Raw genomic sequence first — 22,264 nt, 5'->3', positions numbered from 1 at the left:
GTAATCGAACACCAGGGCGATAAGTAGGGAGCAGGCTAGCGTTGCACCGGGGAGCGGCGTGCTCTCGCTATGCAGCAAATCCAGGAGCACGGATAAGGCGATCCTGTTCGATCATCATTCTGGCGATCGAGACGCAGGGCCAGCCGGGAGATTATCTGCCAAATCTTCCTGCCTTTGGCAGCATACAGATGCTCGTCAGGAGAGCCGCACCTGCCTGTCTAACTGCACGATCAGGGTGCGCGCTCATCCGTGACAGTCTCTCGCATCAGCTCGATATCCGCGTTCATCGGTCGATCGTCGGCATAGGCGGGAATGGCGGCACGGATTCGCTGGTAGAGCGCATTTGTGCGTTGTGCCCGACCGATTGCATGCGGCTGCAGGTCATAGGCTTGGGCCGCGGCCAAAAGCTCAATGGCGAGGATTGTCTTGAGGTTGTCGACGATCACCAGCACCTTCGAGGCAGCCGGCGTCGCATGGGTGAGAATGTCCTCCTGCAGGGCAGACGTGATGCCGCCATCGAGGCTGGCGGGCGCGGCGAGGCGACGGTTCTCGGCGGCGAGCGAGGCGGCGGTGTATTGGGCGATCATGAAACCCGAGGTAACCCCGCTGTCGCCCGCAAGGAAAGCCGGCAGACCGCTAACCAGCGGGTTCACCAGTCGATCGATGCGGCGTTCGGAAATGGCCGCGACCTCCGCGACCGCAACAGCCAGCGCGTCCATCCCGAGACCGAGCGCGGCACCGACGGCGTGGGCCTGCGAATGAACCTCCGGCGCCTCAGGGGTCCCCGAGACGGCCGGGTTATCGGTCAGACTTGCAAGCTCGCGATTCACGACGTCGCCCGCATGCGCGAGCACGTCGCGCGCGGCCCCGTGAACATGCGGCACGGCACGCAGGCTCAACGGATCCTGCGTGCGATTTCCTGCAGTTGAGGCCAGCATCGGGCTGCCCTGGAGGTAATCGCGCAACTTAGCCCCGACCGTCTGCAAGCCTGGCGAATGCCGTAGCGACATCGGACCGGCGGCAAAGGCATTTGCCTGGCTACCAAGGTTCTCATAGCTCATCGCTGCGGCCGCATCCGCCCAGTCGAAGAGCCGTTCGGCACGCGCAAGCGCAAGCGCGGCAAGACCGGTGGCGCAGGGCGTGCCGTTGACGAGGCTCAAGCCCTCCTTGGCCTCGAGCCGTAACGGCGAAATCCCGAGCCGTGAGAGCGCCTCGGCGCCGCTTACCCCGCCCTTGCCGTCGTCAACGCTGCCATGGCCGATCAGCACAAGTCCGATCGCGGCAGCGTGGGTGAGATAGCCTACGGAACCACGCGACGGGATGTGAGGGATTAGGTCGGCATTGAGCAGGGCCAGCAGCGCCTCGACGATCTCGATCCGCACGCCGGAGTAGCCATGCGCGAAATTGGCGATCTGCGCCGCCATCACGGCGCGCGCTTCGCTCCGCTCAAGCCGCTCGCCGACGCCGCAGGCGTGGCTCAGGATTATGTTGCGCGAAAGCGCCTGCTGGTTCTCGCGGCTGATGACGATATCGCAAAGCGCTCCGACACCCGTATTGATGCCGTAGCCGCGGACGCCGCGCTCCACCAGCGCATCAACGATGCGGCGGGCATCAACGATCCGCTGACGCGCCCGCTCGGACAAGGCGAGGCGAGCGCCGTCGGCGATGGCCGCAATCTCGGGCCATTTCAGCGGCCCATCGATGGTAATCGTTTCAGTCATTCTACTCGGGTCTTGCCTGCCTGCGTTGGACGAAGCGCGCGACATAGTCGTTTGCCGGATTGTCGAGAATATCGTTCGGCGCGCCGACCTGCACGACCTGACCGTCCTTGAGGATTGCAATCTCGGACCCGATGCGGAGAGCCTCGTCGAGATCGTGGGTGATGAAGACAATGGTCTTAGACAGATTCTGCTGCAATTGCAGCAATTGATCCTGCATGTCGCCGCGGATCAGCGGGTCGAGTGCGCTGAAGGCCTCGTCCATCAGGATCACGTCGGTATCCGCAGCAAGCGCCCGTGCAAGCCCGACGCGCTGCTTCATGCCGCCCGAGAGCTGATGCGGGAATTTTGCGTCATAGCCCGAAAGCCCGACCGTCTCTATCCATTTCATCCCGATCTCGCGGGCGTCAGTTTTGGATGTACCGCGCACGCGCTGGCCGTAGACGACATTCTGAAGCACCGTCCGGTGCGGCATCAAGGCAAAGCTCTGGAAAACCATGCTGACGCGCCGCATGCGGAAAGCGCGTAGCGTCTTGGCGTCGAGGTCGAGAATGTTGTTGCCGTCGAAGAGGACTTCTCCGCTTGTCGGCTCGATAAGCCGGTTGATGTGGCGCACCAGCGTCGACTTGCCGGAGCCGGAAAGCCCCATGATCACGAAGATCTTGCCGGCGCCGATTTTAAGGCTGACATCGTTGAGGCCGACACTGCACCCGGACCGGGCAAGGATCTCAGCCTTGTCCAGACCGTCCCTGGCCATGGCAAGCGCCTTCTTCGCGTCATGCCCGAAGATCTTGTAAACGTGGCGGATCTCGATGTCAGCCATTGCGGGCGTCCTCCGTCCGGGGCTTGCCAAAGCCCTGCGTGATGCGATCGAGCACAATTGCGAGAATGACGATACCGATGCCCGCCTCCAGGCCCTTGCCGACGTCGAGCGTCTGGATACCGTTCAGCACCTGCTCGCCCAGGCCGCGTGCGCCGATCATCGATGCGACGACGACCATCGAAAGCGCCATCATGATCGTCTGGTTGAGGCCGGCCATGATGGTCGGGGTGGCGAGCGGCAGCTCCACGCCGAACAGGATCTGCGCCGGGCTGCCGCCGAAAGCGGTTGCCGCCTCGACAACCTCGCCATCGACCTGGCGGATGCCGAGATCGGTCAGACGGATCAACGGCGGAACCGCGTAAATGATGGTCGCAAGGATCGCGGGCACCTTGCCGAGGCCGAAGAGCATCAGCGCCGGGATCAGGTAGACAAAGCTCGGCATGGTCTGCATTACGTCGAGAACCGGCAAGGTGACGTTGCGCACCACGCGGCTCTTGGCGACGAGAATGCCGATCGGCACGCCGATCACCACCGAGACGATTGTCGCCATCAGCATCAAGGCGAGCGTCTGCATCGTCAGATCCCAGAGGCCGAGTACGCCGACTGCTATCAGCAGGAGACCGACGGCGATCGTCAGCGTCCAGCGCTTCGAACTTTGCCAGGCAAGCGCCATGAACGCGAGAATCACGAGCCACCAAGGCAAGCCACGCAGGATCCATTCAATGAATAGCACGGCCTTCAGGATGACGCCGCTGATCGCCTTGAATACCCAGCCGTAGTTGGTGACGAGAGCCTGAATGAACTCGTTCACCGGCGTGCGGATCGAAAGATTGAGAGAGTCCGGAAACATCGGAACCGTTCCTTAGCTCGGGGAGCTGCCGGCGGTTATCGCCGCCTGTCCGCAGCACGTCGGCAGCTCCTGGCGCCGCCGCTTCGTTCCGGCAACAAGGGGTGGAAGGAAGCGGCAAGCGCAGGCGATGAAGGGTGTCGTTACTTGAGGCTCGCTTCGATCTTGCCGCGTGCCTCGTCGGAGACCCATTTCCCCCAGACGTCGGACTTGGTCTTCAGGAATTCGGCCGCCGCGGCGGCCGCGTCGACCTTGTTGTCGACCATATAAGCGAGACTGCCGTTGACGTCCTCAAGCGGGAAGGTCGCTTTTTCGAGGATTTCGATAATCTCTGGCGCCTCCGAAGCGAAGGTGCTGTTGACGCCGTAGGCGACATCGACTGAGGGGAAGGCGCAAGCCTGATCACGCTTGCCGTTGGCGCTGCTCAGTTCTTTCCAGCAGGCCTCGTTATAGGCTGGTTCTTCAAGCTGGATCAGCTTGAACTTACCCATGATCGCGGTCGGGGACCAGTAGTAGAAGAGGACCGGCTCGCCCTGGAGATAGGCGGAGGTGATCGCTGAATCGAGCGCCGTGCCCGTGCCCGGACGGAAGTTCACATAGGCTTCGCCAAGCTTGTAGGCTTCGAGCTTGGCGGTGCTGATGCCTTCGCAGGTCCAGCCGGACGGGCAGTTCAGAAAACGGCCCTTAGACGGCTCCTCCGGATCGGCGAAGATTTCGACGATCTTCGGATCGGAGAGTTGGGACACGCTCTTGAGGTCCGAGGTTTTGGGCTCGATGTTGCGCGCCGGATCGCCATGAATAACGTAGTCCGGCACGAACCAGCCTTCGCTGGCGCCGACGAAGGTCTTGCCGACAGCCAGCACCTTCTTTTCCTCTACCGCCTTGTTCCAGACGTCCGAACGGCCCAGCCATTCCTCGGCAAAAATCTGGACGTCGTTATTGGCAGTCGCCTGCTCCAGCGTCACGGAATTGCCGGGGATGGAATCCACCTGGCAATCATAGCCCGTGGAGAGGATCGTCTTCATGACTTCGGTGATGAAGGCGCCGCTTTCCCAGTCGATACCGGCGAAGGTCACGGTCTTGCCGTCGCTGCAATAGGAGGCGCTGGCGCTACCGGTGGATGCTGCCAGCATCAGACCGGCGGCGGCGAAGGTGAGTTTCATTGTGCTGATCGACATGCGCGTTCCCCTTTTTTAATGTTCGCTTCGATTGCCATGATGAGTGTGCGTGCTACGGCGCGATCGGTTCCTCTTCCCGGTCGTGGCGTTCTTCGTGCATTGCGCCACCTTGTTTTGATGGACGCTTCAAAAATAAGTCGCCCACCGCCTGTATGATGTTGTATATGGAACTATAGATATTTTAAGCTGGCGCGCAAGAACGAAATAAACGAAAAAGTTTAGTAGGCGCATGCGCAGCATTCGATCGATACAGCGGTATGGAGGCGACCATCCTGATGACGGCAGCGGAGCGTAAGAACGAGAGGGCCGCGTTTGAAGACGGACCGGTGCCGCGCTATGAGGCGGTCAAGCTTTTTATCCGTAGCCGCATCGAAAATGGTGAATGGCCGGCGAACCATCGCATCCCATCGGAGAATGAGATCGTCACCGACTTTGGCGTCAGCCGTATGACCGCCAACCGGGCGCTGCGGGAACTCGCCAACGAGGGGGCGATCACGCGAGTGCAGGGGGTCGGCTCCTTCGTTGCTCCGCAAAAGGGCAGCACGGCGTTGCTCGAGGTCCGCAACATCGCCGACGAGATCCGCGAGCGCGGACATACGCACACATCCCGCATTACGCTGATGAAGCAAGAGGACGCTACGCCGGAGATCGGTTATGCCCTGGGGGTTGCCACCGGCGCGCGCGTCTTCCATTCGATCATGGTTCACTTCGAGAACGGGCTTCCGATTCAGATCGAGGATCGTTTTGTAAATCCGGCGATCTGCCCCCGCTACATGGAACAGGACTTCACCGCAATGACGCCGAACGCCTATCTAACAGCGATCGCGCCCATTACCCGGACGGAACAGATCGTTGAGGCAGTCTCGCCGCGGCCCTGGGAACGCAAGCTGCTCGGCATTGGCCGGAATGAGCCCTGTCTCATGATCAGGCGCCGCACATGGTCCGACACGGCGAACGTGACGACAGCACATCTCCTTTACCCAGGAACGCGATACCGCCTTGAGGGCATCTCGAAATAACAAACCGCTAGTTATGTCGTGGCGACAGAGTTGCCTTTAAGACGATGCCGGTAAAGACCGACACGCCGAAGTAGTATCAATCCGGCGAGACCGATCATAGCGGTCGCATCTCGAAGATCGGCGATGGGAGCGTGCGAACCGCGCTCTACGAGGCGGCCACGTCATCCTGACGCGACCGGTCAAAGGTTCCGATTTGAAGGGCTGGGCGTTGGCGGTCGCCAGACGGGCCGGTCCCAGAAAGGCGCGCGTGGCACTGGCCCGCAAGCTGGCGGTGGTGTTGCATTGCATGCTCAGGGACAGAACCAACTTCATTCCTCGTAAGGTAGCGCCAGCCCTGGCGCTTGATCGGAGGAGACGACAGGCTTTCGGACGGGCACAGCCATCGGCCCTCCGCAGCAAGGTCCCTCGCCGGGACGATGGATGGGTTAGGCCGCTATGCGATCAGCAGCACGCGGTGACTGCGCCTCTAAAGATTGGCCAACCGGTCCTCAGCAGACCCCATAGAGCAGCGGCCCAGCTCCGACTGCGGACAGAAGCGAGCCCTCGGCGAGGGATCACGCTCACAAGGGATTGACGCAACGCCCGTTACAGAAGATCGCATAATGTATCGACTGGAACCGATCATACGCGCCTGTGGCTCACTTGAACTCAGGCAATCCCCGTTACCTTGATTTTCTAGGCTTGGAACTTCTTCGGCCACTCTTGAGGGGCCCGATCTCCGTTGTTCCAGCCGGCAACTCTGCGAACAGCTCGGAAATATGACATTGCAGAGCCACCGTAAGCTTATCTAGCGTAATAATGGTGGGATTTTTGCTGCCGCGTTCCAAGTGACCGGCGTAAGACCGCTCTATCCCGGCCGCAAGTGCCAAGTCGTCTTGCGATATCTCCCTCGCCACCCTCAAGCGCCGAAGATTCAATGCAACCAGCTGCCGTACGTCCATGCGAACAAAACCAGCATTTGCCATTTTATGAAACCACGTATTATAGAACTATGAAAGTGATCATGACGTGTATCGCCTTGGATAGATGCGCGCCAAGGACGTCGGTAATATGGAGCTGCACCAGCTGAGCTATTTCGTTGCAGTGGCCGAGGAGCTGCATTTCGGTCGGGCGGCGGCACTGGTGTGTATTGCCCAGCCGGCGTTGAGCAACCAGGTTCAGGCGCTGGAGAAGGAGATCGGCGTGCAACTGTTCACCCGGACGACACGGCGGGTAGCGCTGACGAGGGCAGGGGAGGTGTTCTACGATCGCTGTATCCGGATCTTGAGCGACGTCGATCTGTCGGCCGAAGTGGCGCGCTCGGTTGCCGGCAAAAGGATGAAGCAGATCAAGATCGGCACCGTCTATCCGGCGACGATTGGCGTGCTGCCGGCGTTCCTTGCCCGCATTGCCCGCAAGTACCCGGAGATCCAGCTGCATATTGCGAGCGGCACCACCAACGACATCATCCGCAACCTTGAGAACGGCCAGATCAATCTCGGCTTTATAAGACCGGTCGAGAACATCGGAAGCTTGCGGTTCTTCTCGATCGCCCATGAGCGCTATCTGCTGGCGGTGGAAAAGAGCAGTCCGCTTGCGGTTCGCAGCGAGATCGGCATCGAGGATCTGCGGGACCAGAAGATCATCTCCTTTTCTCGAGCGAACCTCTCCTACACCGAGCGCTATTTTTCGGAGAAGTTCGAAGAGCACGACCTGACGAAGAACATTGCCTATACCTGCGACGACACCTTCTCGCTGGTCTCCCTGGTCTCCGCCGGCCTCGGCATCGGCTTTGCGCCGGAATGGACTGAGGGCATGCCGAACCGCAATTTCGAACTGAGGAAGGTGAGGGGCGTCGACTTCCGCATCGGCCTCGGGGTCGCCTGGAACAAGGAGGACCCGACTGCCGGCCGTGACGACATCATCGATATTGCCCGGTCACTTGTGAGACCGGGAAGGTGAGGGGAGGCTGGCCGGCTTTGCCGCCCATGCAACCAAGAGGGCTTCAGGGTCTCACAGAGCGTGTTGCAGTCAAGGATTAGGAGCACCGCCCAGGCGGGGTACTGGAGCCCCGTGTAGTCTTCTTTCGTCGTCTATGGCTCGATCGATCGCCTCGATGCTCATTTGAAATTCAATCACGCCCTTTGCAGTTGCCACGATCTCCCCTGGATCTTTATTACCGGCAACCGCACGGCGACGCTCGACCAATTCCTGACGCAATCTCAAGAGGTTATCGATGTGTTCCTTGCTTCTCGCCACGTCGTCTCTCCCACCACGTCTTGTAGTCGCATAGATTGGCATCTCTCAAGCAGCAGGCAACAAAAAAGGCCGGGCAACCCCGACCTTCCTGCAGCCATTGCCAGTACATCCGTGGTCAATGGCGAATGGGTATCTCTTAGCCGCCGATCGTGACGAGAGCGTGACAATGGCGTGGCGGAATCAGAGTGCGTCGCGACCCGCATTTCGCTACGTCTCTGCAAAATTCGGTTTGGGCGGCCGGGCGTTTGTTCACGTTGACAAATTGAAAATTAGCGCTCTCCAGACGTTAAATGAACACTGGAGAACGTTCGGCCAAACGGTTGCGGAACGGCGAATCTTCGTCATAATGGTGTGTCGAGCGACTCCTCTTGGCTATACTCACATCGCCCCACCCGTAACCGGATTCACTTTCGGTCTTTCGCTCGTGTCCTTGGCGCCAGGAGGCTGGACCGTGGGCGGTGCGATCGACTCCTCGTCAGGATGCTTCTTTCGATCCGCGGGTTGATGGACGTCCTTCGGCTTTCGCTGCTCCGGTTTCGCGTTGGTGTCTTTGATCGCCATCTTGATTCTCCTTCGCAAGGAAGAACGGCGGCGAGGGGCTGCGGTTCCTCGCCCTAAGGAGACTACCAGACTGGCAACCGGACAGGGTGACGGAGCGGCCGTTACTTACAGCCTTGCTCTTGATCGATGATTCGATCGCGTTGATCTCGCAAACAAATACTCGCCGTTGAAAACCGAGCAAGCGCCCAAATCGCGTCCAAGCTTGATGAGCATCTTGCGGGAGATTCGCATGCGTTCGGCGGCTTCGGCTGATGGTATCGAGAGGCGTTGTCGGGGCCACGGCCACCTCCAAGTAAGAGAAAACACGGTGCCGCCGGCACGGATGCCGACCGCATTAGCAATGTCTCCTCTGTGGTGGTGCGCCAGGTAGGGCGGTGCGCGAACGGGAAGTAATTGGCGCGAGATCACGCGGTCAAGCGTCAATGCACGGTGTGAATCGACTGCTCCAGAAAGCTGCGGATTCCGTCTCGCTGGACCGTGGCCAAAAATTCTTGGAAGGCGTCACGATCAGTATCGAACAGGTCTTCCCAGACGGTCGAGTACCCCTCTTGATCGACGACCTCGAGCGTCCAATCTCCGTTGGTGTCGGCTTGGCGGTATATGCCGATAACCACCATTACATCGTCGTCGACAAATTCGCCGGAGAACTCAGAGAACTCGTACAGCTGTTCGTTTTCGGGCATCAGGCCTTATAGCACAAAGGGGCGGGACGGGCGACCGGTTTGGACTGCGGCGAGGGCGAGCATTACGCCCCATCTTCGAGCCATCGTCGGTACAGCCGAGCTCCTGCTGGCAAATTTGCCAGTCTTGGGATGGTCGATCAGCCGCGGGTTAACGTCGAGATAAAGATCCTGCCGACGCCCGAACGCACGGAGAAGCTATTGCGCTATGTCTGCGCCACGTTGCGGGAAATGGTAGGCACGGCGACACGAACACAAGTGGCGGTGCGGGCCTGTGCGACCCGCTTACTTACATCGCGTTGAAAGGATGACGAGTGTAACATCACATCAATTCCAGCTATCCACGCCAAGCAATTACAGGTCTCCGCGCAGCCTCGGCAACCACCAACAAGTCCGGTTCGATTGCGGGTTCTGCGGTTCGATTCCCTTCAAGGCGAGAGATAGAGCCGGCTTCCGAAAAGCGTCGGTCCGCTGATCGTCTGGAATGGGTGGAAGAAGCCGGTCAGGCGTGATTCCGCCGAACGGCTTAATAAACGCCAAGACCATCCGTTCGGCGCTCGTAGTCCGAATGGCTGGTTTGAAGCGCTAAGCGGTCACTGAGCCACTTGGCGGCCAGCAACGCAGCCATCGTTGCGGTTCGTCGCCTGATTGCCAGATCGCCGCGCAGCACGGCTGCTCCGTTCCAAATACGGTCGGGTGCCCGGGATATCGCCCAGCGAGGTACGCAGGGCGCTGTGAACACATCCTGACTTCGGACAGCCCACGGCATGCTTTTCAGGACCCGCAACAAAACCGATCGTCCAGTTCGGGTGTCACTCAGGATGCGCCGACGCGTCCCCAGCGGCTAGACCGCATCCGTGCCCATCCAGCAACGATGCCTAGGGACCGACCGACGGGGGGTCATCATCGAGCCGCTCGGCATTCAGTTCTATGACGTGATGGTCGGGGTCGAGGATGTAAATTTGTGGGAACCCGGCTGTCGCCTGTTCACTGACCCGAAGACGCAGGAGTTCGTTCTCCGCTTTCTCGCTGTAACCGAGCGATTGTAGATAGCCGAGCGTCTCGCGGAAGCTACGCACTCGTAAAGCAAAATGGATATCGCGCGAATCCACTGGCTTGCCCGCTCGGAACGTTGGGGGCGACGGTCGATCCTTATGTACGATTAGATGCAACTGGCCGGCGCCAAACTGAAACCAGGCACCATCGAAATCGAAGGCCGGCCGGTCACGTTCCCGCAGACCGACGACATCCCGATAAAACCGCCTCGACTGTTCAAGGTTGGATACTGGTAAGCTGACGTGGTGCAGAGTCTCGACTGTAATACCCCAGCGGGTGTTGACCCATAATCGACATTTCCAGCGGCCGCTGTCGTTGTCTCGCTCCAGAGTCATGACATTTCGGAACGTCCCACCGAACTCTTCGCCGGTGGTCAATACGATCCCTTTGGCACGGACAATGACCGTGACGACCGCGGTTCTGGCCGCCGGGTGCGCTTCAACAGCAACGATCTCCGCGTCGCGCAGCTTGTATTGTCGTTCCGACATAGCCTTTAGCACGTCCGACTTACCCGCGACCGAACCGTCGGCGCGGCGGAAGACAAGTTCGGGATGGAGGAGTTGACCCATTGATCCCGCATCCTGTGTCTTCTCCGCATCGCCGATCAGTTTCACAGTCTGCAAAACGCTCTGAACATCGTGGCTAGCCATCGTTCATACCCCTCCAAGTGTGCGGTTCAGTCTGTTTTTCAGCAAGGAGCTCACGCGAACCTGCGGGGAGCGGCCGGAGGAGTCGCGTCAATGGGTTAAGTTACCACCAGGTTGCATCTTGTTCGACAGACAACAGGGGCCGGGCCACCTCCCGGCTCGCCGAGTCCTTGAATTCGCGAGAGAACGAGGGAAATTCGCGCTGAAGACTGCCCGCGCCTGGCCCGGCACTTTGTCGGCATGATCCGCGACAACCTTCTTTAGGTCATTTTTGCGCTCCGCCCGCCGCCGTCTGACGAAGAGGCGCGGGAGGCGGTCGCTTCCGCCGTGGAGGTCTTCCTGAATGGAGCCCGACCTCGCCACAACGGTCACTCGGTCAGACTTGCAGGTTGGGAACTGCACTTGGCCTGTTCTCGGAATGCGCAGCGGAAAGTCGCCGGATTCGACCTACGACTTCTTCGGCGCCGATTTCGATTTCTTCGGCTCTGGCTTCGCTAATTTGATCCCGCAATTCTTGCGGATCGAGTCCTCTTCAATAGCCTGCATCTCACCCTTGACGCGCGTAACTTCTGCAGCAGATGCTCCATCACCCTTCGTCAGGAATACAGCCGGCCCGAACAGCACCCAAGCCAACGGCCATGGCTGCCGCATCGTTTCCGGCTTTCTTGTCTTGTACGCCGGACGCGGCAATCGCGTGCGACGAAACAGGCAGCGCTTCAAGCGCCAACTGCTCGCAGGTGAGGTTTGGTAAAGTGTTGAAAATACGTAGCTGGCTTTGCTGTCCGCCGACCTGGAAGCGCACAAAGATAAAATCGTGGTAGTGCATGGCACGGCAACAATTTTGGATTTCACGAGTAGCCCCTCTGATAGTCCCAGGGCGACCTTGCTCACCGCTTAGTTGCGGTCCAAGCGGAGCCAGCACATTTCCTCCACATTCTCCTATGTGCCACGCAGCCAATCGCAAACGAGGCCCAGCGTGCATGATCGACGGGACCGCCAGGCCTCTAACCGCTCCTCCTCGTGTGAGACGGCTGAAGCAAGCTAATCACGACCGTAGACCGGCGGCCATTCGCTCAATGGATTTAGGCCGCTCTTGCATCCGGCGATTCCGTTGCCTGCCGGGCGTTCGGACCATTTTTCCGCACAACAAAGGCGAAGTATGGACAAGCCCGTGTAGTCTCTGCAGCGGCGCTTGATCGCGCGCGGGTTCTCGCTGCCGAAGTATGGCGCTGATGGTGACGCGGGTAGCGACACGGTCATCGCCGTGAGTGCGGCGCTGAATGAACTGGAGCGCTGAGAAACTGGTGCTCCATCGGCGTCTCGCTGGGCTGCACGGGTGACTCACGAGCAGCCGTTCAATCCCGGCAAGTATCCCATGACGATCGGGATCGTCGGCAGCGCGGTGCCGGCGCTGATTGCGATCCGCTCATTTCGGCCCTCAGGGCGAAGGGATAAGATCAAGTTCTGGACGCGGTCGGCAGCATACTCACATTTCCCGGTTGATCGAAAACTGCTGCACGTCGAAGGACGTCAGTGCGTCGGAGGGCAGCTCCCATTCCACGGCACTTGTACTTTTTCCACCCGGAATGCTTCGCATGGTCTGCCAGTCTATCTTTCCGAAGCTTTGTGCATCGGCGGAGATACCGAGATCGTTAAGTTGATAGTCCTCGATAACTTTCTGGGCCTTGTTGCTGAGGACGATAAAACTTCCGCTTTTCTGCGAAGTCAAATTCTTCAAGTCCTCAGGCGGAATCTCCTGTGTTTGCGCTATTCCGCTGAGCGTTGCGTCAACCGACAAGGACGCAAAGATGTTTGCGTCCTTTATCCTTCCGGCCGCGCGCAACTGTGCCGCAAGCTCGCTGCTGGCGATTGCCACAACCCCGTATTCCCCGTTCAGGATCGCGGTTTGAAAAGTCGATGCAAACGCCTCTCCCTTAGCCACTGCGGAAGAAGTGCCGCCGAGGACTGCGATCCAGGTCTTACGACTGGAGAGTGCTGCCGGGTCGATGCTCGCTTGGTCCGTTGGGATGAAATCATTGAACACGACTTCAGGCTCGTTGCAGGGAGCGGTCGCGCTGATGTCTCGTGTGTGCGTGTTCCACATGGCCGCAGCCTTGTAGGATATCGACGTGTCGCACTTGGCTTCCATTGACTCCATGATACCGATCGTGGGACGGTTTCCTTGGAGCTCCTTCCACTCGCCGCCGTCAATGCTCCGCCAGATTCGGGCGGCAACGAACTTCTCGCCTGTTGCCGGCGTGGAGCGGGTGACGATCACAACCTTTCTGAGGACATCCGCGGTCCCTGCCGCGGTCCAGCCGCCCCACATCAGTGCGGAGCCGACGAAGGCAGCACTAAACTTCTTCCACAGTGACGTCATGGGTGATTCCTCCAACGGTCACTTTGAGCACAGTCTTGTTCTCAGTTTCTTTTTTTGAAGAGGTGAATATTGAGCTTAGAAGCTGGATCACAAGCCAAATGGCTATGGAGCCCGTCAGGACGACAATTCCAGAGAACAATAAGGGAATGTAATTTCCGAGGACAAATGCCAGGATATGATCGGAGGCATCGTTCCAGTTCGACCAATCGAACTTCCTATCCTCGACGAGCATGATTTCGGCATCGGCCTGCTTGTTAAGAACGGGATCGAACTCGACGTTGTAGACGAGTCGAAGCGACGCTTTGACGTCGCTCACTCCTATCCTGTAAGCCACTGCGCCGCGGGGCGGAATGAGCGCAGGCACCGCGACCTTATCGTCCGGAATGACCGATGGATTCGAAGCGAGAATGACGTTTCCGCTCTGAAGAAATTGCGCCTCCGTGCCAACGGTAGGCAACTTGGCGAGACACGGCTTGCCCCCGCCAGGTAGAACGCAGGTTATAAGGAAGTTTCCGGCGTTAACGGCCCCCGACATGGACCTATTACGAAGAAAGATGGTCTTGGTAGCTACTCCGCCTGTGGTTCCGTCCTCGACCCGATATTCGACAACGCGCAGTTTCGAGGCGTTTTCAATTGCCGAGTTAAACATCCACCCTGCGAGGCTTAAAAGAAGCACAAGAACGTAAGGTGCCGCAGATTCCTTGAACACATTCGTCATGTGACACTCGCGGATAGAGAGGCTTCACGCGCACAATAAGTTTTTTGGATGTTAACCCACCACACTGCTATATTTGGATATTATAATAACGTGTTGGATCTGCAATCGGGGCTATGTCGTCCAACCGATATAAAATGAGCTGGCAGATGCAGGCTTGTTTGCGTGGTTCCATCGAGGTGGGCCAACTCGGACGGGATCGCCTCGTTGGGGTCATTCCGCGCATTAATGGATTGCCGGTTCACGCCCCCTTGCTCAAGCCGAGAATATTGGCTCGCTGACGCTTCGTCTCCATCGCGCATAAAGCGCTATCTGCTGGCAGTGGAGAAGAGCAGTCCGCTTGCCGTTCGAAGCGAAATCCGCATCGAGGATCTTCGGGGCCTCCTCCCGGAATTAGTCAAAAAAAGCGGCACCGGTTACGGGAAACCGTTGTCGGCACAGCGTCCTGAGTGCAAGGGGCCCGGCCTGCCCGTCCGGCTTGAGCGCCAGCGCCACGGGGGCACCACAGAATCCCGAGACCATTGAGGGCAACGGAATGACCACCGCCGCCGGTGCTGGCTACCGGAAATCAAGTACCCATGATATTTCCAGCAAAGTCGGAAATTGATCATGCGCGGCTTGCCGGCATCCGTAACGCTGGTTTTTACGGCGACAATGGCCGCCGCGGGGAATCCCTTGATCGATGCCGTTGCAACCGGAGACGCAGCCGCAGTCGAGCAGGCCCTGGCGGGTATCGAGTGCAGGCAATGTGCGTGCCAAGAGATACTATTTGATATTGTTTAGTTGCCTCATTCTGGAGGGTATTGGCACGTATCGAACGTCAGCGACGCAAGCACGGTCTTCGTGAGCCACAACAAAGGCTGACCGGGAGCGTTGGCACGCTCTCTGTCCTGGCCCTCTCCTCCCTATCCATGCTGCGTTGCAGCGACGATTTGCACTTGATGTGTTTAGTAAAACGTATATTACTAAACACATTGCTCAACATGAGGGAGTGTAGCGTGGGCATGTGAGCAAGGGAGAATTTTCCGAGGCCGGCGTCGGTCGGTTCTGTATCTGGGAGGAATACATGCGGAAGATGACGAGGGCCCTGATGGGCATGTCGTCGGCACTCGTGCTGTCGACGGCGATACCGGGAATGGCGAAGGCCGACGAATTGACGCTGTGCTGGGCAGCCTGGGACCCGGCGAATGCGCTGGTCGAGCTCTCCAAGGATTTTACCGCAGCGACCGGCACCACGATGAAGTTCGAGTTCGTGCCGTGGCCGAACTTCGCCGACCGCATACTCAACGAGCTCAATTCGGGCGGCAAGCTCTGCGATCTCCTGATCGGCGACAGCCAATGGATCGGCGGTTCCGCCGAAAACGGCTACTACGTCAAGCTCAACGATTTCTTCGACAAGGAAGGCATCAAGATGAGCGACTTCGCCGAAGCCGCGGTCAATGCCTATTCCACCTGGCCGAAAGGCACGCCGAACTATTGGGCGCTGCCGGCCATGGGCGACGCCAACGGCTGGTTCTATCGCAAGGACTGGTTCGCCAAACCGGAATTGCAGGCCGAGTTCAAGGAGAAATACGGCCGTGACCTCGGGCCGCCGCAGACCTGGGATGAACTGAAGCAAGTCGCCGAATTCTTCACCGGTCGCGAAATTGATGGCCAGAAGGTCTATGGGGCCGCGATCTTCACCGAACGCGCCTCCGAAGGCATCACCATGGGCGCGACCTCGGCGCTCTATCCGTACGGCTTCAAATACGAGCAGACCGGCGGCAAATACGACATGGACGGCGCCGTCAATTCCGCGGATGCCGTGGCGGGCCTCGAAGCCTACAAGTCTCTCTACAAATGCTGCCAGCCGCCCGGCTATACAGACAGCTACATGGGCGAGGGGCTCGACGCCTTCAAATCCGGCCAGGTGGCGATGGCGATGAACTGGTTCGCCTTCTTCCCCGGCCTCTACAAGGACGAGAAGGTCGGCGGCGACAAGATCGGGTTCTTCGTCAACCCCAAGCAGAAGGTCGCCGCCTCGACGCTCGGCGGGCAGGGGATGTCCGTCGTCGCCAATACCGACAACATGGACGGCGCGCTCGCCTACATCAAGTGGTTCGCTCAGCCCGACGTGCAGAAGAAATGGTGGGCGCTCGGCGGCTACGCCGTGCACAACGCAGTCCTGAACGATCCGTCCTTCAAGGCCAGCCAGCCCTTCGCGGCCGATTTCCTCGTGGCGATGAACCAGGTGCAGGATTTCTGGCAGGAGCCGTCCTACGCGATCCTGCTGCAGGCCATGCAGAAGCGCCTGCATGACTATGTCGTTGCGGACCAGGGCACGGCGCAAGAGGCGCTCGACTCTCTCGTCAGCGACTGGAAGGAAATCTTCGAGGACGAGGGCAAGCTCTAGGCTCCCATAGCAACACGGCCCGGCTGCGAAGGTCCGGGCCGTCGGCCTCGAACCCGATTCTTCCTTGAATTCAGGTGACGTCAGTGACCGATGCCCCTTCCACTATTGCGGAGCGATCCGCCGACATGCTTGCCCACGCTACGCCGACGACGATCGCGGTTCGGGTGCGCGGTCTTTCCGACCGTGCCATCGCCTGGCTCTTCATCACGCCGACGATCGCCTTACTGCTTGCGATCAATATCTTCCCGCTGATCTGGGCGGTCTATCTGTCTTTCACGAATTTCCGTGCCAATCGCCCCAACGCCGAAGTCGACGGCGTGGGTCTGCGCAACTACCAGCGGGTGCTCAACGACCCGGACATCTGGATCGCCATGCAGACGACGGCGCATTTCGTCTTCTGGACGATCCTGCTCCAGACGGTCATCGGCTTCGCGCTCGCCTATCTGATCGACCGCAAGTTCCGCGGCCATGCCTTCTGGACGACCGTCATCCTCATTCCGATGATGCTGTCGCCGGCGGTCGTCGGCAATTTCTGGCGGTTCCTTTACCAGCCGCAGATCGGCCTCTTCAATTATATCGTCTCGTTCTTCACGGGCATTCCGCCGTCATCCTTCGAGATGCTCGGCTCTGTGACCTTGGCACCCTGGGCGATCATCATCGTCGATACCTGGATGTGGACGCCCTATGTCATGCTGATCTGCCTTGCCGGCCTCAGATCCATCCCGGACTACATCTACGAGGCCGCCGAGGTCGACCGCGCCTCCGCCTGGCGCCAGTTCTGGTCGATCACCGTGCCGATGGCCTTGCCCTTCATCATGCTCGCCGTGCTCTTCCGGGGCATCGAGAATTTCAAAATGTTCGACATGGTGATGCTGCTGACGGGCGGAGGGCCTGGTTCGACCACCGAGGTCGCGTCGATCACGCTGAAGCGCGAGGCCTTTGAAAGCTGGCTCACCGGACGGTCTTCGGCCTTCGCGATCATTCTTTTCGTCGCCGTGTTCGGCCTCGCCAACATCTACGTCAAAGCGCTCAACAAGGTGAAACAGCGATGAGTTCGGTCAATACCGCCCACTCCGTGGTCGAGCCGACGCCGACCGCCAAGCGCATCGCCGGCACGATCGTCATCCTCTATGCGCTGGTGATGATGATCCCGCTCGCCTGGATCTTTCTGACGAGCATCAAGTCGCCGCCGGATTCGATCAGCTATCCGCCGAAGGTCGTCTTCACGCCGACCCTCGAGGGTTTCTGCAACCTCTTCACGACGCGCACGCGGCAGACGCCAGACTATATCCAAGCGCTGCCGCCGCCGACGGGAACATGCGACGAGATCACCCGCAGCCGCAACATGGTCATAGCCGGCCCCTCGAACTATTGGCCGCGCTTCGGCAATTCGCTCCTGATCGCCTTCGGCTCGACCTTCCTTGCCGTCTCGCTCGGAACGCTTGCGGCCTATGGCTTCTCGCGCTTCCGCGTGCCGCTCGCCGACGATTTACTGTTCTTCATCCTTTCGACCCGGATGATGCCGCCGATCGCGGTCGCGATCCCGATCTATCTCATGTACCGCCAGTTCGGCCTTTCCGACACGGCGCTCGGCATGATCCTCCTCTATACCGCCGTCAACGTCTCGCTCGCCGTCTGGTTGCTCAAGGGGTTCATCGACGAGATCCCACGCGAATACGAGGAGGCCGCGATGATCGACGGCTATACCCGCCTGCAGGCTTTCTGGAAGGTCGTGTTACCCCAGGCGACCACCGGGATTGCGGCGACTGCGATCTTCTGCCTGATCTTCGCCTGGAACGAATATGCCTTCGCAGTGCTCTTGACTTCGGGCTCGGCGCAGACCGCGCCGCCGTTCATACCGACGATCATCGGCGAAGGCGGGCAGGATTGGCCGGCGGTTGCCGCCGGCACGACGATCTTCCTGGTGCCGATCCTCGTCTTCACCATCATCCTGCGCAAGCAGTTGCTGCGCGGCATCACCTTCGGAGCGGTCCGCAAATGACGAACACGCGAGAACCCACCAGCCCGATCCGGCAGAGGCGAGCTTTCTTCCTGCGGCGAGGCCCGATGGAAAACATCGCGACCGTGCTGATCGCTGGCGGCTTCCTGATGCTGTTCCAGCCGTTCCTGCTGGCGCTTTACACCTATTCGCTGGCCATGCTGCTGACTGGAACCGTCATGTTCGTCATCGTCTCGAAATTTCCGGAGTAAGCGATGTCCGAGATCAAGATCGTAAACCTGCGCAAGCAGTTCGGTGATTTCGTCGCTGTCGAGGATTCGAGTTTCACGGTCCAGGACGGCGAGTTTCTGGCGCTGCTTGGGCCGTCAGGCTGCGGCAAGACGACGACGCTCAGGATGATCGCCGGGCTCGAGCTGCCGACCAGCGGCAAGATTTATCTCGATGGCGAGGACGTTACGAACAACCGGGCGAGCGCCCGCGACATCGCCTTCGTCTTCCAGCTCTTCGCGCTTTATCCGCACATGAATGTGCGCCGGAACATCGGTTTCCCGCTTCTGTCGCAGGGCGTGCCGAAGGCGGAAATCCGCGCCCGTGTCGAGGAGACCGCGAAGCTCCTCAGGATCGATCACATCCTCGACCGGTCGGTTTCGGGGCTCGCCGGCGGCGACCGCCAGCGCGTCGCGCTCGGGCGGGCGATCATCCGGCGGCCCAAATGCTTCCTGATGGACGAGCCGCTCGGCACGCTCGACGCTGAGTTCCGCGAGGTCATGGTCCATGAGCTGCGCGAGCTTCACAATCGTATCCACGCGACAACGGTCTACGTGACCCACGACCAGCACGAGGCCATGGCGATGGCCGACAAGATCGCGGTCATGAATCATGGCGTGATCGAGCAATTCGGCACGCCGCAGGAAATCTACAACCGCCCGGCCTCGATGTATGTCGCCGACTTCATCGGCTCGCCGTCGATGAACTTCATGCGATTCCATTCGGGGCTGCAGCGGGGGACGCGATCGGTCGCCCTCGAGGGTATCGAGGTCGCGGTGCCGGAGGTGGGAGAGGATGTCTTGCCAGGCGAACTGGCGCTCGGCGTCCGCCCGGAGCATATCCGCTTCAACGATTCATCCCGTCTTCGCGGCGCCGTCTACGGCAGCGAGTATCTCGGCACCAACCAGATCGTTGCGGTCGAAACCGCCTCCGGCATTCTCAAGGCGCGCGTGTCGACCGACCGCAGCTTCAAGCCCGGCGAGACCGTGGGTCTTGAATTCAATCCTGCGAAACTCGCCGTCTTCGATTGCGCCTCGGGCAGGGCGATCGCGTCGGCCCTCTATCAGGAGGCCCGTCATGGCTGAGGTCGTTGTTCATGGTATCGGCAAGACCTTCGGTGACACGGTGGCGGTCGACGATCTTTCGCTGACCATCCGGGATGGGGAATTCGTCGTTCTTCTCGGGCCGACGGGCGCCGGCAAGACGACCACGCTGCGCTTGATCGCCGGCCTCGAAAAGCCGGACAAGGGCCGGGTGACGATTGCCGGTCGCGATGTCGGCCGGCAATCGCCTGCCGAGCGGGACGTCGCCTTCGTCTTCCAGCAATATTCGCTCTATCCGCATTTGAGCGTCTACGACAATCTCGCCTTTCCGCTGCGCTCTCCGGCCCGACGGCTCAGCGGTGAGGAGATCGACCGCCGCGTGCGCGAGGTGGCGCGCATGGTGTGGATCGAACACAAACTCGAAAATCGTTCGACACGGCTTTCGGGCGGCGAGATGCAGCGCGTCGCGATCGGCCGCGCGCTCGTGCGCCGCCCGGCGATCTATCTGATGGACGAGCCGCTTTCGTCGCTCGACGCGAAGCTGCGGGCCGAACTCCGATTGGAGCTGAAGCGAATCCAGAACGAATTGAGCTCCACGCTTCTCTACGTCACTCATGACCAGATCGAAGCCATGACGATGGCCGACCGCATCGGCATCCTTTCCGAGGGCCGCCTCGTGCAGATCGGCACGCCGCGGGAGATCTACGCGGACCCCGCCAATCTGCATGTCGCCGCGCGCCTCGGCCAACCGCACATAAACCTGCTTCCCATAGACCTCCTGCCCGGCGCCGCACCACCTTCCGGCGCGCTGACGATCGGCGCGCGGACCGAACATCTGGAGATCGCCACACATGCTCGTGGCAACGCCGAAGTGGACTGGATCGAGCACCTTGGCGATCAGAACCACCTGCACATCCGGGTGAAGGGCCACAAGCTCGTGACGCTTGCGGATCCCTATCTCTCCATCAAACCAGGCGACCGGATCAACCTTTCGCTGAGACAGCCCCTTTATTTTGGGTCGGCCGGCGAGCGGCTGCGCTGATGCTGCGGGGATTAATCGACAAGGTAATCGGATGAGCACGATGAAGCACTTTTTCAACCGCAAGGAAAACATCGTCACCGAGGCGCTGGACGGCCTGCTCCAGACCGCGCCACCCGGCACCCTCGCGCGCCTCGACAGCTATCCTGAAATCAAGGTCGTCCTGCGCGCCGACTGGGACAAGGCGAAGGTTGCGGTCGTCTCCGGCGGCGGGGCCGGCCATGAGCCGTCGCATGCGGGCTTTGTCGGAAAAGGCATGTTGACTGCGGCGGTTTCCGGCGAGATCTTCGCCTCGCCGAGCGTCGATGCGGTGCTGACCGCAATCCGCGCGGTGACCGGGCCGAAGGGCTGCCTGCTGATCGTCAAGAACTATACCGGCGATCGCCTCAATTTCGGGCTCGCGGCGGAAAAGGCGCGCGTCGAAGGCTTTCGCGTCGAGATGGTGATCGTTGCTGACGACATCGCGCTGCCGGATATCGCTCAGCCGCGCGGCGTCGCCGGAACGCTCTTCGTCCACAAGATTGCGGGGCATTTGGCCGAGCAGGATGCGGATCTCGAGACCGTTGCCGCCGCCGCCCGCTCGGCCGCGCGCGACATCGTTTCGCTCGGCGTGTCGCTCTCCTCCTGCTCCATTCCCGGCCAGGCCCATGCGGAGCGGCTCGAGGCCGACGAGGGGGAACTGGGGCTCGGCATCCACGGCGAACCCGGCGCCGAACGGATCGCCCTACAGGAGGCGCGCAGCATTGTTGCCACGATGTCTGAGCGGCTCTCCAGAGCTTTGCCGGGAGACGGCCGCTATGCGCTTCTCATCAACAATCTCGGTGCCGTCCCGCCGCTCGAGATGGGATTGATCGCCCACGCGGTCCTTTCCTCGTCACTCGCCACGCGTGTGAAACTGACGATAGGCCCCGCGCCGATGATGACGGCGCTCAACATGAACGGCTTTTCGCTTTCGCTCATCCGGCTTGATGGCGAGAGTGAGGCGGCATTGAAATCGCCCGTCGGCCCGCATGCCTGGATACCCGCCATCGAGCGGCATGATGTCTCCGTTCTGCCGGTGATTGCCGTGCCCGCCGCTCAGTCCGCGGCAGCTAGTCACGATCCGGCCGCCGATCGGCTGATCGCGGAGATCTGCGATCATCTGCTCTCACTCGAAGCGGAGCTCAACCATCTCGACGCCCGGGCCGGCGACGGCGATACCGGCTCGACCGTGGCGACGGGTTCGCGCAGCGTTCTTGCCCATATCGAAAGGCTGCCACTGAAGGACATCGCCGCGACGCTCTCGTCGATCGGCAGCATTCTCAGCACCAGCATGGGTGGCTCGAGCGGCGTGCTCCTGTCGATCTTCTTCACCGCCGCCGCCAAGGCCTATTCCGACACCAAGGACATGGCGAGCGCGCTGCTGGCCGGGCTCGAGCGGATGACCTTCTACGGTGGCGCGGCGGTCGGCGACCGCACGATGGTGGACGCCCTGGACCCGGCGCTGCGTGCCCTCAAGGCCGGTGGCCTTTCCGCCGCCGCCTCCGCAGCGCGCGCCGGCGCCGACGCGACCCGGGCGATGAAGAAGGCGAAGGCCGGACGCGCTTCTTACGTCGGCGAACGGGATCTCGACGGCGTGCCGGACCCGGGCGCCATGGCCGTGGCGGCCGTGTTCGAGGTTGCAGCGGGGCTTCGGTAGGCAGGCGCTCTAACGGTGACGGT

The 22,264-nt window shown here is 60.4% G+C and carries 21 protein-coding genes and 2 pseudogenes; 11 read left to right on the top strand and 12 right to left on the bottom strand.

The features are described 5' to 3' along the window. Positions 1–230: 230 nt before the first annotated feature. From RB548_RS30730 to RB548_RS30715, 4 genes are all read right to left on the bottom strand, one after another. Positions 231–1,721: an HAL/PAL/TAL family ammonia-lyase gene (locus tag RB548_RS30730; RefSeq protein ID WP_331376149.1), complete on the bottom strand. Its 1,491-nt coding sequence runs from the start codon at positions 1,719–1,721 to the stop codon at positions 231–233. 1 nt (position 1,722) lies between these two features. Beyond that, positions 1,723–2,541, bottom strand: coding sequence for a quaternary amine ABC transporter ATP-binding protein (locus RB548_RS30725; RefSeq protein WP_331376148.1), 819 nt, complete (start codon positions 2,539–2,541; stop codon positions 1,723–1,725). Next, the gene (locus RB548_RS30720; protein ID WP_331376147.1) at positions 2,534–3,391 is read right to left on the bottom strand and encodes an ABC transporter permease; all 858 of its coding nucleotides are present in this window, start codon (positions 3,389–3,391) and stop codon (positions 2,534–2,536) included. Before RB548_RS30720 ends, RB548_RS30725 begins: the two co-directional genes overlap by 8 nt. A 140-nt stretch (positions 3,392–3,531) precedes the next feature. Beyond that, positions 3,532–4,566, bottom strand: coding sequence for an ABC transporter substrate-binding protein (locus RB548_RS30715; protein WP_331376146.1), 1,035 nt, complete (start codon positions 4,564–4,566; stop codon positions 3,532–3,534). 275 nt (positions 4,567–4,841) lie between these two features. On the opposite strand from RB548_RS30715, the gene hutC reads away from it, so the two are divergent. After that, positions 4,842–5,585 (top strand): histidine utilization repressor, encoded by a 744-nt coding sequence (gene hutC / locus RB548_RS30710; RefSeq protein WP_331377167.1) that lies wholly within the window; start codon positions 4,842–4,844, stop codon positions 5,583–5,585. Positions 5,586–5,659: 74 nt separating this feature from the next. Then, positions 5,660–5,895 (top strand): annotated as a pseudogene (locus tag RB548_RS30705) (transposase); the annotation flags it as partial. A gap of 352 nt (positions 5,896–6,247) precedes the next feature. Here RB548_RS30705 and RB548_RS30700 read toward each other — a convergent pair. Continuing rightward, entirely contained in the window at positions 6,248–6,526 is a 279-nt protein-coding gene (locus tag RB548_RS30700) for a helix-turn-helix domain-containing protein (RefSeq protein WP_331377165.1), read from the bottom strand. A 109-nt stretch (positions 6,527–6,635) separates the two neighbouring features. On the opposite strand from RB548_RS30700, the gene RB548_RS30695 reads away from it, so the two are divergent. Continuing rightward, positions 6,636–7,526, top strand: coding sequence for a LysR family transcriptional regulator (locus RB548_RS30695; RefSeq protein ID WP_331376145.1), 891 nt, complete (start codon positions 6,636–6,638; stop codon positions 7,524–7,526). Positions 7,527–7,595: 69 nt separating this feature from the next. Here the strand turns inward: RB548_RS30695 and RB548_RS30690 are convergent, their stop codons facing one another. From RB548_RS30690 to RB548_RS30670, 5 genes are all read right to left on the bottom strand, one after another. Further along, positions 7,596–7,823, bottom strand: a complete 228-nt coding sequence (locus RB548_RS30690; RefSeq protein ID WP_331376144.1) for a hypothetical protein — start codon at positions 7,821–7,823, stop codon at positions 7,596–7,598. A 378-nt stretch (positions 7,824–8,201) separates the two neighbouring features. Beyond that, complete coding sequence (locus tag RB548_RS30685) at positions 8,202–8,384, bottom strand: hypothetical protein (RefSeq protein WP_331376143.1); 183 nt, start codon at positions 8,382–8,384, stop codon at positions 8,202–8,204. Between the two features lie 419 nt (positions 8,385–8,803). Continuing rightward, on the bottom strand, positions 8,804–9,067 hold the full coding sequence (locus RB548_RS30680) for a hypothetical protein (RefSeq protein ID WP_331376142.1): 264 nt from the start codon (positions 9,065–9,067) through the stop codon (positions 8,804–8,806). A gap of 875 nt (positions 9,068–9,942) precedes the next feature. Beyond that, positions 9,943–10,770 carry a DUF4440 domain-containing protein gene (locus tag RB548_RS30675; RefSeq protein WP_331376141.1) on the bottom strand — a complete coding sequence of 276 codons (828 nt, stop codon included), beginning with the start codon at positions 10,768–10,770 and terminating at the stop codon, positions 9,943–9,945. Positions 10,771–11,353: 583 nt separating this feature from the next. Beyond that, the gene (locus RB548_RS30670; RefSeq protein ID WP_331376140.1) at positions 11,354–11,593 is read right to left on the bottom strand and encodes a hypothetical protein; all 240 of its coding nucleotides are present in this window, start codon (positions 11,591–11,593) and stop codon (positions 11,354–11,356) included. 354 nt (positions 11,594–11,947) lie between these two features. Between RB548_RS30670 and RB548_RS30665 the strand changes: the two are divergent. Then, positions 11,948–12,034: pseudogene (locus RB548_RS30665) on the top strand (N-acetylmuramoyl-L-alanine amidase); the annotation flags it as partial. A gap of 219 nt (positions 12,035–12,253) precedes the next feature. Here the strand turns inward: RB548_RS30665 and RB548_RS30660 are convergent. Then, on the bottom strand, positions 12,254–13,147 hold the full coding sequence (locus RB548_RS30660) for a hypothetical protein (protein WP_331376139.1): 894 nt from the start codon (positions 13,145–13,147) through the stop codon (positions 12,254–12,256). Beyond that, positions 13,122–13,865, bottom strand: a complete 744-nt coding sequence (locus tag RB548_RS30655) for a hypothetical protein (RefSeq protein ID WP_331376138.1) — start codon at positions 13,863–13,865, stop codon at positions 13,122–13,124. The genes RB548_RS30660 and RB548_RS30655 overlap by 26 nt, the downstream gene beginning before the upstream one ends. 1,063 nt (positions 13,866–14,928) lie before the next feature. Between RB548_RS30655 and RB548_RS30650 the strand changes: the two genes are divergently transcribed. The 7 genes from RB548_RS30650 (at position 14,929) to RB548_RS30620 (ending at position 22,241) form a co-directional block, all read left to right on the top strand. Then, complete coding sequence (locus tag RB548_RS30650) at positions 14,929–16,254, top strand: ABC transporter substrate-binding protein (RefSeq protein WP_331376137.1); 1,326 nt, start codon at positions 14,929–14,931, stop codon at positions 16,252–16,254. Positions 16,255–16,379: 125 nt separating this feature from the next. Then, positions 16,380–17,306, top strand: a complete 927-nt coding sequence (locus RB548_RS30645; protein WP_408642508.1) for a carbohydrate ABC transporter permease — start codon at positions 16,380–16,382, stop codon at positions 17,304–17,306. Beyond that, entirely contained in the window at positions 17,303–18,256 is a 954-nt protein-coding gene (locus tag RB548_RS30640) for a carbohydrate ABC transporter permease (RefSeq protein WP_331376135.1), read from the top strand. The genes RB548_RS30645 and RB548_RS30640 overlap by 4 nt, the downstream gene beginning before the upstream one ends. Continuing rightward, entirely contained in the window at positions 18,253–18,465 is a 213-nt protein-coding gene (locus RB548_RS30635) for a hypothetical protein (RefSeq protein WP_331376134.1), read from the top strand. Before RB548_RS30640 ends, RB548_RS30635 begins: the two co-directional genes overlap by 4 nt. A gap of 3 nt (positions 18,466–18,468) precedes the next feature. Then, positions 18,469–19,566 (top strand): ABC transporter ATP-binding protein, encoded by a 1,098-nt coding sequence (locus RB548_RS30630; RefSeq protein ID WP_331376133.1) that lies wholly within the window; start codon positions 18,469–18,471, stop codon positions 19,564–19,566. Then, on the top strand, positions 19,559–20,566 hold the full coding sequence (locus RB548_RS30625) for an ABC transporter ATP-binding protein (RefSeq protein WP_331376132.1): 1,008 nt from the start codon (positions 19,559–19,561) through the stop codon (positions 20,564–20,566). The genes RB548_RS30630 and RB548_RS30625 overlap by 8 nt, the downstream gene beginning before the upstream one ends. A 40-nt stretch (positions 20,567–20,606) precedes the next feature. Beyond that, a complete protein-coding gene (locus tag RB548_RS30620; RefSeq protein ID WP_331376131.1) occupies positions 20,607–22,241 on the top strand; it encodes a dihydroxyacetone kinase subunit DhaK in 1,635 nt (544 codons plus the stop codon). Positions 22,242–22,264 lie beyond the last annotated feature (23 nt).

It is taken from the genome of Sinorhizobium chiapasense (assembly GCF_036488675.1).
Taxonomy (GTDB): domain Bacteria; phylum Pseudomonadota; class Alphaproteobacteria; order Rhizobiales; family Rhizobiaceae; genus Sinorhizobium; species Sinorhizobium chiapasense.
Note: the sequence above shows the minus strand (reverse complement) of the source record. Positions and strands in the feature narration are given on the sequence as shown.

Coding starts and splice junctions, on each gene's coding strand:
- RB548_RS30730 (WP_331376149.1), bottom strand. CDS start 1,721: ATGACTGAAACGATTACCATCGATGGGCCGCTGAAATGGCCCGAGATT.
- RB548_RS30725 (WP_331376148.1), bottom strand. CDS start 2,541: ATGGCTGACATCGAGATCCGCCACGTTTACAAGATCTTCGGGCATGAC.
- RB548_RS30720 (WP_331376147.1), bottom strand. CDS start 3,391: ATGTTTCCGGACTCTCTCAATCTTTCGATCCGCACGCCGGTGAACGAG.
- RB548_RS30715 (WP_331376146.1), bottom strand. CDS start 4,566: ATGTCGATCAGCACAATGAAACTCACCTTCGCCGCCGCCGGTCTGATG.
- hutC (WP_331377167.1), top strand. CDS start 4,842: ATGACGGCAGCGGAGCGTAAGAACGAGAGGGCCGCGTTTGAAGACGGA.
- RB548_RS30700 (WP_331377165.1), bottom strand. CDS start 6,526: ATGGACGTACGGCAGCTGGTTGCATTGAATCTTCGGCGCTTGAGGGTG.
- RB548_RS30695 (WP_331376145.1), top strand. CDS start 6,636: ATGGAGCTGCACCAGCTGAGCTATTTCGTTGCAGTGGCCGAGGAGCTG.
- RB548_RS30685 (WP_331376143.1), bottom strand. CDS start 8,384: ATGGCGATCAAAGACACCAACGCGAAACCGGAGCAGCGAAAGCCGAAG.
- RB548_RS30680 (WP_331376142.1), bottom strand. CDS start 9,067: ATGCCCGAAAACGAACAGCTGTACGAGTTCTCTGAGTTCTCCGGCGAA.
- RB548_RS30675 (WP_331376141.1), bottom strand. CDS start 10,770: ATGGCTAGCCACGATGTTCAGAGCGTTTTGCAGACTGTGAAACTGATC.
- RB548_RS30670 (WP_331376140.1), bottom strand. CDS start 11,593: ATGCACTACCACGATTTTATCTTTGTGCGCTTCCAGGTCGGCGGACAG.
- RB548_RS30660 (WP_331376139.1), bottom strand. CDS start 13,147: ATGACGTCACTGTGGAAGAAGTTTAGTGCTGCCTTCGTCGGCTCCGCA.
- RB548_RS30655 (WP_331376138.1), bottom strand. CDS start 13,865: ATGACGAATGTGTTCAAGGAATCTGCGGCACCTTACGTTCTTGTGCTT.
- RB548_RS30650 (WP_331376137.1), top strand. CDS start 14,929: ATGCGGAAGATGACGAGGGCCCTGATGGGCATGTCGTCGGCACTCGTG.
- RB548_RS30645 (WP_408642508.1), top strand. CDS start 16,380: ATGCTTGCCCACGCTACGCCGACGACGATCGCGGTTCGGGTGCGCGGT.
- RB548_RS30640 (WP_331376135.1), top strand. CDS start 17,303: ATGAGTTCGGTCAATACCGCCCACTCCGTGGTCGAGCCGACGCCGACC.
- RB548_RS30635 (WP_331376134.1), top strand. CDS start 18,253: ATGACGAACACGCGAGAACCCACCAGCCCGATCCGGCAGAGGCGAGCT.
- RB548_RS30630 (WP_331376133.1), top strand. CDS start 18,469: ATGTCCGAGATCAAGATCGTAAACCTGCGCAAGCAGTTCGGTGATTTC.
- RB548_RS30625 (WP_331376132.1), top strand. CDS start 19,559: ATGGCTGAGGTCGTTGTTCATGGTATCGGCAAGACCTTCGGTGACACG.
- RB548_RS30620 (WP_331376131.1), top strand. CDS start 20,607: ATGAAGCACTTTTTCAACCGCAAGGAAAACATCGTCACCGAGGCGCTG.